Source organism: Burkholderia sp. BCC1996 (assembly GCF_905339955.1).
GTDB lineage: Bacteria > Pseudomonadota > Gammaproteobacteria > Burkholderiales > Burkholderiaceae > Burkholderia.
The window spans coordinates 47,337-61,146 of record NZ_CAJPHM010000032.1; the positions used below are offsets into that span (position 1 = coordinate 47,337).

Annotated in this window: 12 protein-coding genes; 2 read left to right on the top strand and 10 right to left on the bottom strand. The window is 61.7% G+C overall.

Annotation, left to right across the window (positions count from 1 at the left end; genetic code table 11):
- Nucleotides 1–222: 222 nt before the first annotated feature.
- Complete coding sequence (locus tag U4Z64_RS32250; protein ID WP_226238130.1) at nucleotides 223–1,104, bottom strand: sugar-binding transcriptional regulator; 882 nt, start codon at nucleotides 1,102–1,104, stop codon at nucleotides 223–225.
- 185 nt (nucleotides 1,105–1,289) lie between these two features.
- Between U4Z64_RS32250 and U4Z64_RS32255 the strand changes: the two genes are divergently transcribed.
- Nucleotides 1,290–2,135, top strand: coding sequence for a hypothetical protein (locus tag U4Z64_RS32255; protein ID WP_321822085.1), 846 nt, complete (start codon nucleotides 1,290–1,292; stop codon nucleotides 2,133–2,135).
- A 23-nt stretch (nucleotides 2,136–2,158) separates the two neighbouring features.
- Nucleotides 2,159–2,746: a hypothetical protein gene (locus U4Z64_RS32260; protein WP_136472576.1), complete on the top strand. Its 588-nt coding sequence runs from the start codon at nucleotides 2,159–2,161 to the stop codon at nucleotides 2,744–2,746.
- A gap of 179 nt (nucleotides 2,747–2,925) precedes the next feature.
- On the opposite strand, the gene U4Z64_RS32265 is transcribed toward U4Z64_RS32260, so the two are convergent.
- From U4Z64_RS32265 to U4Z64_RS32305, 9 genes are all read right to left on the bottom strand, one after another.
- On the bottom strand, nucleotides 2,926–3,465 hold the full coding sequence (locus tag U4Z64_RS32265; RefSeq protein ID WP_060063281.1) for a gamma carbonic anhydrase family protein: 540 nt from the start codon (nucleotides 3,463–3,465) through the stop codon (nucleotides 2,926–2,928).
- 34 nt (nucleotides 3,466–3,499) lie between these two features.
- Nucleotides 3,500–5,155: an MFS transporter gene (locus U4Z64_RS32270; RefSeq protein ID WP_136472580.1), complete on the bottom strand. Its 1,656-nt coding sequence runs from the start codon at nucleotides 5,153–5,155 to the stop codon at nucleotides 3,500–3,502.
- Between the two features lie 140 nt (nucleotides 5,156–5,295).
- The gene (gabD, locus tag U4Z64_RS32275; RefSeq protein ID WP_321822086.1) at nucleotides 5,296–6,777 is read right to left on the bottom strand and encodes an NADP-dependent succinate-semialdehyde dehydrogenase; all 1,482 of its coding nucleotides are present in this window, start codon (nucleotides 6,775–6,777) and stop codon (nucleotides 5,296–5,298) included.
- Nucleotides 6,778–6,812: 35 nt separating this feature from the next.
- The gene (locus U4Z64_RS32280) at nucleotides 6,813–8,381 is read right to left on the bottom strand and encodes a class I adenylate-forming enzyme family protein (RefSeq protein ID WP_321822087.1); all 1,569 of its coding nucleotides are present in this window, start codon (nucleotides 8,379–8,381) and stop codon (nucleotides 6,813–6,815) included.
- Nucleotides 8,382–8,464: 83 nt separating this feature from the next.
- Nucleotides 8,465–9,217, bottom strand: coding sequence for an SDR family NAD(P)-dependent oxidoreductase (locus U4Z64_RS32285; protein ID WP_077178941.1), 753 nt, complete (start codon nucleotides 9,215–9,217; stop codon nucleotides 8,465–8,467).
- On the bottom strand, nucleotides 9,201–11,645 hold the full coding sequence (locus U4Z64_RS32290; protein ID WP_321822088.1) for a xanthine dehydrogenase family protein molybdopterin-binding subunit: 2,445 nt from the start codon (nucleotides 11,643–11,645) through the stop codon (nucleotides 9,201–9,203). Before U4Z64_RS32290 ends, U4Z64_RS32285 begins: the two co-directional genes overlap by 17 nt.
- On the bottom strand, nucleotides 11,638–12,399 hold the full coding sequence (locus U4Z64_RS32295) for an N-acyl homoserine lactonase family protein (RefSeq protein WP_321822089.1): 762 nt from the start codon (nucleotides 12,397–12,399) through the stop codon (nucleotides 11,638–11,640). Before U4Z64_RS32295 ends, U4Z64_RS32290 begins: the two co-directional genes overlap by 8 nt.
- Nucleotides 12,396–12,929 (bottom strand): (2Fe-2S)-binding protein, encoded by a 534-nt coding sequence (locus tag U4Z64_RS32300; protein WP_321822090.1) that lies wholly within the window; start codon nucleotides 12,927–12,929, stop codon nucleotides 12,396–12,398. The genes U4Z64_RS32295 and U4Z64_RS32300 overlap by 4 nt, the downstream gene beginning before the upstream one ends.
- Complete coding sequence (locus tag U4Z64_RS32305) at nucleotides 12,926–13,804, bottom strand: xanthine dehydrogenase family protein subunit M (RefSeq protein WP_321822091.1); 879 nt, start codon at nucleotides 13,802–13,804, stop codon at nucleotides 12,926–12,928. Before U4Z64_RS32305 ends, U4Z64_RS32300 begins: the two co-directional genes overlap by 4 nt.
- Nucleotides 13,805–13,810: the final 6 nt, after the last annotated feature.

Sequence of the window (13,810 nt, forward strand, 5' to 3'; positions counted from 1 at the left end):
TATTCCTAGCGCGCAAAAATCTGGGGGCGGATAGAGAAGGAGTCGCGCCGCAGGCTCGCTGACGCGAGTGCCAACCCAGCGGCGAGCACTGATACAGACGTTGATGCGGCGCAGCATCGCTGCCGTCGCCGCGAACGAGGGAGGGTGAGAGAGCGCGCTTCTCTCGGCAGCAGTGATGAGCGCGGAGTGCGGAAAGGTAGCGGCGACCTTTCCGCTCGAAGGTTAGTCCGCGAGTTTCAGCAAGTCCGCCGCGGCGTATTGATCGGTGATCAATACGGACGGACGCAATAACCTCAGAGCGCCGCCCAGCGCCGGCACCTTGCTGACGCCGCCCGCTGCAAGAACGCGCACCGGCACTTGCTTGACGATGTCGAGCGGCACGGACATCACACGCTCGTTGATGGGATGGTCAACTAGTTGTCCGTTGGCGTCGAAAAAGTTGAAAAGCAGATCGCCCACGGCACCGGCTTTGATCACTGATTCGCGATCAGCATCGCTGATGAACCGCGATCGATGCGCAGTTGCCTCCGGGCCGGTGCCCGCAGCGCCGAGCACGACCGCGTCAAGGGATCTCGCCAGATCGAAAATGTCCCGGAGGCCGCAGCGTTCGATGAGCGTGCGCCGGGTCTCCGGGCTGTCGACCACCAACGGCGCAGTCATCAGGTAGCAGTCCGCCTGATACAGCGTCGCGAAACGCCAAGCGAACTCGGCCGGGTTGAAATGTCGGGCTTTCATGATGCCGCCCAGCAGTGAAACTACCGAGACGTTTTCGACTGGGCGCTCACCCATGTACGACAGCGAACTGACAAGGGTGCGTCCCCAACCGACGCCGATTTTCATGTTCGACCGCACCATCGACGACACATATTCGCCAGCGGCAGCGCTCACCGGGGCGGTGGCATCCGCGTCTCGCGCTGACAACGGTACGACGATCGCTTCCGCGATTCCGAATCGCTCCTCGAGTTGCCGTTCGAGATCCACGCATTCGACCAGGCGATCACCAATCGAAATTTTTACCTCGTTTCGCTCGCGCGCAGCGGCCAGCAGGCGCACGACCGTCACCCGACCAATGCCGAGTTTCTGTGCGATCTCGTGTTGCGTCATCTCCTCCACGAAGTACATCCACGCCGCGCGCAGTCGCAGTCTGCGCGCAGGACTTTGTTCGTCGATGGCCTCTTCTCGGTGCTTGGTTCGGGCTCTCGGCACGCTTCCTCCCCTAAATTAACGTGATCAATGACACTGAACAAATGTGCTATCTTAACTTCAAATGTTTCATCCTCGAGGCAGCCATGGAACCCAAGTCATTGACGCCATCGCACATCGTCCAGGATCTCAGTCAGGTCCGCCTTGCATTGATGGATTGTGCGCGGCAACTTCGATACGCGGCGCGAAACGTCCCCGGCTCTGGGTCCGATTCTCAGCGAACCGCTAGCCACCGCGCGAACTTGCCGCCGTTGCCGCAATTTCTTGGCTCCGTCGGCCATATCGCGGACACACTGCTCGAAACGGCCGAAACGTATGCAGGTCATGCGATTCCCCCACTGCAGGATCACTGGAAAGCGCCGGTCAGCTTCGACGGCGGCCTGGAACGCATCATTCGCGATTCCGCGGATACAAAGCTGATCCGCCACTGCTCGGCACTTTATTACGCAGCTGCGAAGCGATTCATCCTGCACGCGGGTGCGACGGACGTCCTTATATTTGAACACCGCATCAATGACGCATTCAGCAGCCTGCGCGGCGCGCACAACGTGTTGAAAGGCATATCGGAAATCCAGGTCGAGGCGTCGCCGGATGAATTTTCCGACGATATCTGTCGTGCGTATTCCCGGCTCACGTTATCGCTAATCGACCGCCATCCGATTCGAAGCGCACGATTCGATGAATTGCCTGATGTCGTCGCGCCGTGGTGGCTGGTATCCGAGCCGAACGTATATGTTTTTCTATTACTCGGTATCACCGGGTGCGCAAGAATTGTTCAGCCTGAAGCGCTTCCGTCCGATCCCGACGCGCTGCTTCGCGTCGCGGCCGATCTCGTAGGTGCTTCCGAGTCGCGAATTCGAGCGGCATTGCGATCGAAAAATCCGGACGACGCGATGCAGCGCGAGTTTTCCAGAATTGTCAGCTACCTGTGAAGTCAATGCGCCGGAGAAGCATCTTGGTAGACGAACACGAACCGATCGCAAGGTCCATACATCGCGTATGGCCGGCTCTCACCAAACTGTCATCTTGCAGACTGCTTCTTCAGCAGTATTGCGACGACTACTCAAAAAATTCCGGTGTGTTGCTCGAACTCGATGATCGACACTTCACACAAGCGTTCGTCGCGTGGACTCAAATCCTCGAAGACAGCGAGTTTTACCTACACAAGAACGCGGCTGACTATTTTCAGTTCTGCATCGGCGCGCTGCTCGCCGAACTATTGAAATTCAAAGCCGTCCGAGACACATCGGTGACCGTCATTCCACATAAGAAATCGAGCAGCGAAATTGCAGACTGGTGGCCGACAGGATTCGCACTGACTCATTTTTGCGTTGAGCTCGTCAAAAAAGTATCACGGCAGGAATGTGGAAAAGTCGTCGAACCGTCCGAAAAAATCGGACAGGTCAAGATCTGGCAATCATATCGCGAGAATTTGCTCGAAGAGCCGATGCTGGCCATTGCATATTTCGACGACTTCATGGGCATAACGCCAAACTGGCGCACCCCGTACTATGCTGGTCACCGCACGGCGGGGGTCGATTGATTCGTATGAGAATCGTGCAGTGCGCGCACGTCCACGGCGCACTGCACGGCTACGTTCTTTAGTGCCGACAACGAACATTTGCGGCACTCCGCCGCAAAAGCCGATCGAGACAATCGTCCATCGCCGTATTCCGTTCGCGACGGTCGGGGGGCTGTCGAATTCCGGCAATATCACTCGGCTCAGCCACCGATCGGCATATCGATCCTGCGTATCGTTGCCAAACTCGATGCCGCGAGTTTGCAGTAACGGTTCGTCGCTTCGACCTTCTCTCGCAGTTCCGCATCGGTCAGTACGCGGACGATCCGTGCCGGCACGCCCATGACCAGCGCTCGTGCCGGCACCTCCATTCCCGACTTGACGAACGCGCACGCCGCCACGATGGCAGAATCTCCGACTATCGCGTCGTCCATCACGATGGCATTCATCCCGATCAGCGCGTTGCGCTCCAGACGTGCGCCATGTACCACGGCGCCGTGACCGACATGAGACCGTTCACCCAGCAAACATGTCATTCCGTGCCCGACATGCAACGTACAGTTGTCCTGTACGTTGCTGTCCTCGCCGACACGAATGGCGCCAAAATCCCCACGTAGCGACGCTCCGGGCCCGATATAGCAACCGGCGCCGACGATCACGTCACCGATGATGCTCGCACTCGGGTGTACGTAAGCGGACGCATGAACGCGCGGGGCCACGCCTCGATATTCGTATAACGCCATGATCCGCTTGACTCCGTATCGATATGTTGTCTGGTCAGTTGGCGCAGATATCGGTGCCGCGCGTCTCGCGCAGGCACAAGACCCCAACGATTAGCGAAGCGGCCGCAATGACGATCGGATACCAGAGGCCGGAATAGATGTTCCCGTTTGCCGCGACGATCGCGAATGCGGAAGCCGGCAGGAATCCACCGAACCATCCGTTGCCGATGTGATATGGCAACGACATCGACGTGTAGCGGATCCGTGTCGGAAAATACTCGACGAGCATGGCCGCGATCGGCCCGTAGACCATCGTGCCGTAGATCATCAGGATCGCCAGCAGAAGGATCGCCATCGGCCAATTGATCTTGCCCGGATCGGCCTTCGCCGGATAGCCGTTATCGTGCAGCGCACGCTGCAGCGCCCGATCGAAATCACGCGCTTGCATGGCTGCGTCGGCGGCTTTTCCATCGTATGACGCAATGACGCTGCCGCCGACGACGATCGCGGCCCGCTCTCCCGGCGGCGCCGGTTCGTTACGGTAGCTCAGCCCGGCTTTCGATAGCGCACTCTTGGCGATATCGCATGAACTGGTAAAGGTCGCCGTACCAACCGGATTAAACTGGAACGAACACTCGAGAGGAGATGCCTTCACCACGATTGGCGCATTCCGTTGTGCCGTCTCCAGCGCGGGATTGATGAAGTGCGTCAGCCCCTTGAACAGGGGAAAGTACGTGGCGGCCGCCAGCGCGAAACCAATCAGGATGATCGGCTTGCGTCCGATCCGGTCGGACAATGAACCGAACACGACATAGAACGGAGCCGAGATCATGAGTGCGATGGCAAGGATCACATTCGACGTCGAACCCTCGAGCTTGAGCGTCTGCGTCAGAAAGAACAGCGTGTAGAACTGCCCCGTATACCAGACGACTGCCTGCCCCGCCGTCAGCCCGAACAACACGACCAACACCAGCTTGAGGTTCTTCCATTGCCCGAATGCCTCGGCTACGGGTGCCTTCGAGCGACTGCCCTCGGCCTTCATGCGCTCGAATGCCGGCGACTCGTGCAACTGAAGGCGGATCCACACCGATATCCCGAGCAGGACGATGGACATCAGGAATGGCACTCGCCATCCCCACGATGCGAACGGACCTTCGCCTGTCGTGGTTCGCACACCCAGAATGACCACCAGCGACAGGAACAGCCCGAGCGTCGCGGTCATCTGGATCCAGGCGGTCCATGCACCGCGCCGGTCATTCGGCGCATGCTCCGCGACATAGGTCGCCGCGCCGCCATATTCGCCGCCAAGCGCGAGCCCTTGAATCATCCGCATCGCGACAAACAGGATCGGCGAAGCGATCCCGATAGTGGCAAAGCCCGGCAGCAACCCGATGAGAAACGTCGAGCCGCCCATCAAGACGATCGTCACGAGGAACGTGTACTTGCGGCCGACAAGGTCGCCCAGACGTCCAAATACGATCGCCCCGAGAGGCCGCACCGCGAACCCCGCAGCAAAGCTCAGCAGCGTAAAGATGAATCCCGCGGTCGGGTTGACACCGGAGAAAACGTGCCTGCCAATGAACGTCGCCAGCGAGCCAGCGAGAAAGAAGTCGTACCACTCGAACACCGTACCTAACGAAGATGCGAAAACCACCCGTTTTTCGTCACGGGACATCCGCGACGCAGGCACTGCCACATTGACCGTTGACATATCTAGCTCCTCCAAACCAATGGATTCATCGTTGTTGTTTAACTTTCATTGCTGGACTTTATTGCGCGAGATTCCTCCATTGAAGCATTCACGATGAACCGGCACCGAAGCGTCGATGCACTCAGGTGCCGCACCGAGCGTCAGGCGATTCCGCCCATGCACAGATACTTGAGCTCGAGGTAGTCCTCGATGCCGTACTTCGATCCCTCGCGTCCGAGCCCGCTCTCCTTGACACCGCCGAACGGTGCGACTTCGGTCGAGATCAGGCCTTCGTTGATGCCTACGATGCCGTACTCGAGCGCCTCGGCCACTTTGAGCACGCGGCCGATATCCCGGCTGTAGAAATAGGAAGCAAGACCGAATTCGGTGTCGTTGGCGAGCGCGATCGCCTCGTCGTCGGTACTGAACCGGAAAATGGGGGCGACGGGACCGAATGTCTCCTCGCGAAAGATCCGCATCGACGGCGTCACATCGGCAAGAATCGTCGGCTCGTAGTAGTTGCCGCCCTTCTGATGCCGCTTTCCGCCGACTACGACACGCGCGCCCTTCGATATCGCGTCGTCTACGTGCTCCACAACCTTCGCGACGGCATGCTCATCGATCAGAGGACCGATCGCGACACCTTCCTCGAATCCGTCGCCGACACGCATGGATTGCACGGCCACCGACAGTTTTTCGACAAACGTGTCATACACGCCGTCCTGAACCAGCAGCCTGTTGGCGCATACGCAGGTCTGCCCCGCATTGCGATACTTCGACGCGATGGCACCTTTCACCGCCGCATCGAGATCCGCATCGTCGAATACGATGAACGGCGCGTTGCCGCCCAGTTCCATCGATGCCTTCTTGACGGTCGACGCGCATTGCGCCAGCAGAATCTTGCCGATTTCCGTCGATCCGGTGAACGAGACCTTGCGGACGATCGGGCTGGCCGTCAACGTTTCGCCGATCTCCGCCGCCGCGCCAGTCACGCACGAGATCACCCCCTTTGGTACGCCGGCACGCTCCGCCAGCACGCAGAGCGCAAGCGCGGAGAATGGCGTCTGGCTTGCCGGTTTCAATACCATCGTGCAACCAGCGGCCAGCGCCGGCCCGATCTTGCGCGTCAGCATCGCCGCCGGGAAATTCCACGGCGTGATCGCAGCGCACACGCCGACGGGTTGCTTCAGCACGACGATGCGCTTGTCGCGCGTATGCCCTGGTATCGTGTCGCCATAGGCACGCTTGGCCTCCTCGCCGAACCATTCCAGAAACGACGCGGCATAGGTGATTTCCCCACGACTTTCCGAAAGCGGCTTGCCCTGCTCAGCCGTCATGATCGCGGCCAAATCATCCTGATTCTCGACCATCAGTTCATACCAGCGACGCAAAACTGCCGCACGCTCCTTGCCCGTACGCGAGCGCCATTCGGCCAGCGCGGCATTGGCACCGTCGATCGCGCGCAATGTTTCATTTCGCCCCATGCGCGGCACCGTCCCGAGCGACTGCCCAGTCGACGGATTGCGCACGTCGATCGCGTCTCCCTGGTCGGCGTGAATCCATTCGCCTGCGATCAGGCACGCATTCCTCACCAGATCAGGATTCCGAAGTGTTACCTGTCCGTTCAATGAAATTGTCGACATCAATACTTCTCCAGTCAGAGGATAGCTGAAATGCGTCAGGCGTCACCGTGCTCGGCAGGTTGTACGGCTTCGCGCAATTTGAACCGCATGACCTTCCCAGATCCGGTCCGCGGAATTTCCGCCGTCACATGAATCGCGGACGGCACCTTGTAAGCCGACAGATGGAGACTGCAGTGCGCGAGCAGCGCCGCGACATCCACAGCGCCCTCGGCTCGCTCGACGACGAACACCACCGGCACCTCGCCGAGATGCGCATGCGGCATACCGACGACCGCGCAATCGTGAACGCCGTCGTACTCGCAGACCACCTCTTCGATCTCGGCCGGTGAGATGTTCTGGCCGCCCCGAATGATTACTTCCTTGAGGCGCCCCGTGATGGTGATATAGCCGTTCGCATCAAAGCGTGCCAAGTCGCCCGTGCGATACCAGCCGTTGCTCAATGCCGCATCGGTTTCCGTTGGCTTGTTCAGGTATCCCTTCATCACATTGGGGCCGCGAACGAGTAACTCGCCTTCTTCCCCGACACGGACATCGCGCAACGCAACAGGATCGACGACGCGCGCCGCTACGCCCGGCAGCGGCAGGCCGCACGAGCCGAATACGCGCGCACCGGTCGGCCAGTTCATCGTGACCATCGTCGAGGTTTCGGTAATGCCGTAGCCATCGAGCAGCTTCAGGCCGAACATGTTTTCGAATTCACGATTCGTCGTGCCCGGCAGTATCGCGCCGGCCGACACGCATAATCGCAGCCCGGGCAGCGAGCCGCGCCCCCCTGTCGCCCGCGCGGATTCGAGCAGGTAGTGGAACATCGTCGGCACGCCGGGCATTACGGTGAAGCGCCCGTCTGACAGTAGCCGCGGGATTTCGCTCGACGAATACTTCTCCATCAGGTACGCGGTCGCGCCGACTGCGAGCACACTCAGCACCGAGAAGTTCAGCGCATACGAGTGATACAGCGGAAGCGCGCTCAATATGCGGTCGCTGCCCGTCAGGCCGGCAATCGGGGCCCAACATGCGGCAGCGACCCACAGCATGCCGCGCGTCGACAGCAACACGCCTTTGGGCTTACCGGTCGTTCCCGACGTGTAGATCACGAATCCCGGATCGTCGATCGCATCCGGATCCGACGGCTCGCTCGGGGCGCCGCGCGCCGTCGCGACTGCAAATGGCGTACCGACGACGGGCTGCGACGACCACGGCACGGTCACGTATTCGTTGACCGAGCCAACCGACGCACCGACCGCGCGTAATTCCCGCTCTCGCGCATCGCTCGTCACCAGCGCAGTGCAGCGTGCATCGTCCAGCCGATACTCGATCTCCGGCGACGTCGCCTCGTGGCTGATCGGCACGGCGATCGCACCGGCGCGAACGCAGGCGAGGCAGCTCACCACCCATTCGACCGAATTCGGCAGCACGACGGCGACGCGATCGCCGGCCTGCACGCCCGCCCGCTGGAAGTGCGTCGCGAGGCGTGCCGTCATCGCGTCCAGTTCCGCGTAGGTGATGGACGTACGTGCGTCCTCGAATGCGGCCTTGTCCGGATTGCGCTCTTTATGGCGTTTGAGCAATTCGTGGACAGGCACAATAAGCTCGGTATGAATCACGTTTGTCTCCTCGGGCGCTGCCGTCGGTTTCGGTCGGCGGCGCCGATATGTCAGTTGTCGGAAGGAAGCCGGGGGTTGCGCCGTCAGACCATACTGAAGCCGCCGCTGATGCTGATCACCTGACCGGTAATCCAGCTTCCCTTTTCCGATGCAAGCAGGACCGCCATAGGCGCAACGTCGTGCGGCTGACCGAGACGCCGAAGCGGATAGAGCTTGACCAGCCGTTCCAGATTCGCCTCGAGAAATTCCGGATCATGTGCAGTCTCGATCAGCCCGAGCGCAAGCGCATTGGCAGTCGTGCCCGAGCGCGTTTCTCGTGCGATCGACTTCATCAGCGCAATATTGGCCGCGCGCGCGGCCGCGCCGATCGCCAGGCCGGATTCACCTACCCTCGACGAATCGCCCGTGATCGTGATAATTCGGCCGCTGCCTTTCTGGCGCTCCAGATGAGGCAACGCCGCATGCGTGCAGTTCAGCGTGCCGTACAGGCAGACGTCGATCTGCTTGCGCCATTCGTCCGGATGAGAATCGAGAAAGCGCTTGCGGATGACGAGCCCGGCATTGTTGACAAGGATGTTGAGACCGCCGAAGACCTCGACGGTCTCGTCGATCATCTGATCCACGGCCCGACGGTCCGAGATGTCGCAGCCGATCGCCCGCCCTCGCCCACCTTGCGCGCGGATCTCGTCCACGACCGCTTCCGCTGCGACCTTCGATCCGTGATAGTTGACGACGACACTCGCACCCTCCCCAGCCAGGCCCAGTGCGATTTCACGGCCCACGTCCCGGGCGCCACCGGTGACGAGCGCGACCTTTCCATCAAGTCTGAATTCCATCTTGTTGCTCCTTGATTGATTCAATGGGGGATAAATGAATGAGGCGATACAGGCGTTCGGGCGTCACCGGCAGCTCCGATATGTCGACGTTCAACGGCGACAGGGCATCGGCAATCGCATTCGCGATGGCGGCAGGCGAGCCGATCGTCCCGCCCTCGCCCATGCCGCGAAAGCCGCCCAGCGTATTGGGTGCCAGTTTCTCGAGGTGCACGAGATCCAACGTCGGGACCTCCGGTGCCGATGGCAGCAGGTAATCGACCAGGCTCGCCGTCAGCAGTTGGCCGTCGGCGTCGTACACGACTTCCTCGAGAAGTGCTGCACCGATGCCTTGCGCCACGGCGCCACGCGTCTGCCCCGCGACGATCAACGGATTGATCACCCGTCCGCAGTCCTCCGCGATCACGTATCGCTGAACGTGAACGCCATACGTCTCGGGATCGATTTCCACCTGAACGAGATGCGTCGACGAACTGGTCGTGCCTACTACCGGGTCGTACACCCGACTGACACAAAGATCCTCTCGGAACTCCAGCGGCACGCGTCCCATTTGCGAATAGAGCGCCTTTGCCAGATCGGCGAACGAAAGACGTGCGTCGCTCCAGCGCACGCGAATGACACTCTCGATCACGTCAAGATCGTCCGGCGACACGTCGAGCAGATGGCCGGCGACGCGCAGCATCCGTGCGCGCAGCTCGCGCGCTGCCAGCATTCCAGCCCCGCTGCTGATGACGGCCGTGCGGCTGGCGTAACTGCCGGTACCATGCGGCACGGCGGCACTATTTCCGGTGATCACGCGCAGATCTTCGATGCGTGCGCCAAGCTCGTCCGCCAGAACTTGAGCGAGCGTCGTCTCGTGTCCCTGACCATGCGATGCGCAGCCGAACGATGCCGTGACCGCTCCGGTCGAATCGAGCTGAATCACGCACGTATCGGTGCCGGTGTTGATCGGCATGCCTGGCGATGCCGAAATGCGCGAGCCGATGCCGGACAGTTCCGCATAGCAGGCGACGCCGATACCGACCCAGCGCCCTTCGGCACGCGCCTGCGCCTGTGCCTGCCTCGCGGCGGAGTAGTCGAACCGCTCCTTGGCTGCCTCGAGTCCTTCGATGAACGCCGATTGATCCCACACGATGCCGACCGGCGTCCGATACGGGAACTCCTCGGGACGCACAAGGTTGCGCAACCGCAACTCCGTCGGGTCAACTCCGAGACGCTTTGCCGCCAGATCCATCAGGCGCTCCATCGCGAATGTCGAGGTCGGGCGTCCGACGCCGCGATAGGGTCCGGTCGGCGCCTTGGGTGTCGTCACCCCGCGAACGTGTCCTTGGTACGCGGGGACCCGGTACGGCCCGGGCAGAAAACTGATGACCTGTACCGGCTCGATGCCGGCGGTCCATGGATAGATCGAATACGCGCCCACATCGCCGATCACTTCGGCACGCAGCCCCAGAATCCGGCCATCGCTATCCAGTGCGAGTTCGGCATCGACCCGTTCGTCGAAGGCCTGGCTCGTCGACAGCATGTCCTCGAGCCGATCACCGCTCCAGCGCACCGGGCGCCCGACCTTTCGCGCGAGCACGCATACGAGCATCTCCTCCTGATAGACCGAGGTCTTGCCGCCGAATCCGCCCCCGACATCGGGCGCGATCACCGTCAGCCGATTGCCCGGCATGTCGAGCAGATCCGCCATCGCGTCGCGCACGATGCCCGGTATCTGGCTCGACGTGTAGAGCGTCAGGGCGTCTCGGCCCGGATCCACTTCCGCGATATAGGTGCGCGGCTCCATCGCAGTCGGCATCTTCCGGTGAAACCGGAACCGGCCGCCAACGGTGACGGGCGCGTTCGCGAATGCTTCGTCGATCTCACCGCGCACGAACCGTCGTTCGACCAGCACGTTGCTCGTCAACCCGTCGTGCAGCAGTGGCGCGCCGGGATGTGCCGCCGCCTCGGCATCGGTCTCGACTGGCAGCGGTTCGTATTCGATCTCGATCGCATCCCGCGCATCCTCGGCCAGATAGCGGCTATCAGCGAGCACCGCGATAACCGGTTCGCCGACGAAGTGCACGACACCGTCCGCCAGCGCATGAATCGGCGTGGGTTGATAATCCGCCATGCGCGATACCGCGACAGCCGGCTTGACGAGGTCGGCCAGATCGGCCCACGCATAAATGCCGAATACACCTTCCATGCCGCGTGCAGCGTCGGCACGCACGGCGCGGATGCGCGCATGCGCCTGGTCGCTGCGCACGATCGCGAGATGAAGTGCATTTCCGGCCGGCCGATCGTCGACATAACGTCCGAGCCCGGTGAGCAGTCTCGCGTCCTCGAATCGACGCACCGGCTGCCCGACAAAACCGCCGCGCGGCTGTTCGTCGATGCCGACATCGGCGTCCGGCGGCGCGCCAGGATCACGACGCGGCTTACTCATATGCGTGAGCCCCCTTGCGAAGCGTCTCCCACTGTTGCGGATCGTGGCCGAAGATCACGCTCGCGCCATCTCGTTCGAGCCTCCGGACTTCGTTGAGGGATGACAAAGCGGCATCCGGGTCCCACGTGTTGCGCGGCATCACTTCGCGCGTGAGATTCTCGCGCAGCGCAACGGCGTCGGCAGCCAGCAGGAAGGCGCCATCACGCTCCAGCGTCGCGAGCATGCCCATGCTCCCTGCCGTATGCCCCGGCAACGGCACCAGCAGCAGCTTTCCATCGCCGAAGACGTCGCGCTCCCCGTCGACGAGTTCGGTCGGCATCGGATGATGCCAGTCGGCGGGAATGTAGCCGCGTTGCAGTGCCTCCTCTCCCTGGGCGGCCGCAAGCTCCTTCGCATGACAGAAGAAAGCCGCTCTCTTGAAGAACGCATTGCAGCCGCAATGATCGGAGTGGAGATGGGAGTTGACGACTACATCGACATCGTCCGGCCCGAGCCCGAGCGCTTTCAACTCCGAGATGACGTTGTCTTCCGGTCCGGCGATCGGCGTCATGGCCTTCGCCATCGCCCCCCAGCGAGCGGCGGCATCGTCGACGACCTGCGGGTGGCATCCGGTGTCGAATAATACGTTTCCCTGATCATGCCGAAACAGCATGCACGCCACCGGCAGATCGATCGTTTCGCTTCGCTCGGCTTCAGGAAGATAGACACCCTTGCGCATCCGGAGCCGGCCGCCATTCAGAACATGCATTTTCATTGTTGGTTATCCTCGATTGGCTCTGAACCGGCGGCTTGCCGCAATGCGTCGCGCGCCGTTACGCAAACACGGACGGCTTCGACGATGCCCTGATAGCCGGTACAGCGGCAAAGATTTCCGGACAGCGCGTCGCGAATCTCGTCATCGCTGTCGAGCGGGTATTTCTGCAACGCATCGGTGCAGGTCGCCAGCATGCCGGGCGTACAGAACCCGCACTGAAGGCCATGATGTTCACGGAACGCCTCCTGCAGCGCGCACAGCGAATCGGGTGTACCCATGCTCTCCACGGTACGCACGTCGCAACCGTCGGCCGAGATCGCCAGCATCAGGCAGGACCGCACGCTATCGCCGTCGACGATCACGGTGCATGCCCCGCATACACCGTGCTCGCAACCAACGTGCGTGCCGGTCAGCGACAGGTCGTGTCGCAAGAAATCGGACAGAAGCAGGCGCGGTTCGACGCTGCGCTCGACGACCGTACCATTGACGATCATCCAGACGGGCTTGCGGGCAATGTCATGTTCGTTCATTGCGGGACTCCTGAAGCACGGCGCCATGCGCTGCGTATCGCACGCCGCGCCAGCACGCCCGCGAGATGGCGGCGGTATGCCGGCGAAGCGTGCAGATCTATGGCGGGCGACAGTCCGTCGCACGCGGCTTCCGCCGCCTCCTCCACGAGCACGTCGGACAATGGCTTGCCGCGCAAGATCGCTTCCGAGTCGGTGCGCCGCAACGGCGTGTCGCCTACTCCCATCATCGCGACGCGCGCATCGTGAATCACGCCGTCGCGGACATCCAGCAGCACGCCCACGGCGGCCAGCGCAAAGTCACCTGCGCGACGCGAGAATTCCTCGAAACACCAGCCGGTCCCGGGCTTCACGCCCGGAAAATCGACGCGAACGACCATCTCGTCATCGTCGAGCATCGTCGTGAGTGGCGCGACGAAGAAATCGGCCGCCGCGATCCTGCGCTCGCCGCGGGGCGAACGCGCGACGATCGTCGCATCCAGCAATCGCGCCAGCATCGGCAACTCCGCAGCCGGATCGGCATGCGACAGGCTTCCGCCGATCGTGCCGCGATTGCGGATCGCGAGGTGGGCGACATGGCGCATCGTGTCCGGAATGACCGGAAAATGTCGGGCGACCTGGCGCGACGTCTCGAGCACGCGGTGACGCGTCAGCGCACCCACCGCGAGTCCGCCGTCCTCACGCTCGCGCACGTAGTCGAGCTCGACCAGTTTGCGGATGTCGACGATCATCGCGGGACGCACCACACGAAAATTCAGCATCGGCATCAGGCTTTGGCCGCCGGCCATCAATTTCGCATCGCCGCGGCAGGCTGCCAGCGCGGCGATCGCCTCGTCGACGGAGTCCGGGCAACAATAATCAAACGGTGCCGGTTTCATCGGTTC

What these genes read in the sequence shown, in the direction of transcription:
- U4Z64_RS32285 (WP_077178941.1), bottom strand. Translation starts at nt 9,217, where the DNA reads ATGGAATTCAGACTTGATGGAAAGGTCGCGCTCGTCACCGGTGGCGCC.
- U4Z64_RS32300 (WP_321822090.1), bottom strand. Translation starts at nt 12,929, where the DNA reads ATGAACGAACATGACATTGCCCGCAAGCCCGTCTGGATGATCGTCAAT.
- U4Z64_RS32255 (WP_321822085.1), top strand. Translation starts at nt 1,290, where the DNA reads ATGGAACCCAAGTCATTGACGCCATCGCACATCGTCCAGGATCTCAGT.
- U4Z64_RS32290 (WP_321822088.1), bottom strand. Translation starts at nt 11,645, where the DNA reads ATGAGTAAGCCGCGTCGTGATCCTGGCGCGCCGCCGGACGCCGATGTC.
- gabD (WP_321822086.1), bottom strand. Translation starts at nt 6,777, where the DNA reads ATGTCGACAATTTCATTGAACGGACAGGTAACACTTCGGAATCCTGAT.
- U4Z64_RS32305 (WP_321822091.1), bottom strand. Translation starts at nt 13,804, where the DNA reads ATGAAACCGGCACCGTTTGATTATTGTTGCCCGGACTCCGTCGACGAG.
- U4Z64_RS32270 (WP_136472580.1), bottom strand. Translation starts at nt 5,155, where the DNA reads ATGTCAACGGTCAATGTGGCAGTGCCTGCGTCGCGGATGTCCCGTGAC.
- U4Z64_RS32295 (WP_321822089.1), bottom strand. Translation starts at nt 12,399, where the DNA reads ATGAAAATGCATGTTCTGAATGGCGGCCGGCTCCGGATGCGCAAGGGT.
- U4Z64_RS32265 (WP_060063281.1), bottom strand. Translation starts at nt 3,465, where the DNA reads ATGGCGTTATACGAATATCGAGGCGTGGCCCCGCGCGTTCATGCGTCC.
- U4Z64_RS32250 (WP_226238130.1), bottom strand. Translation starts at nt 1,104, where the DNA reads ATGACGCAACACGAGATCGCACAGAAACTCGGCATTGGTCGGGTGACG.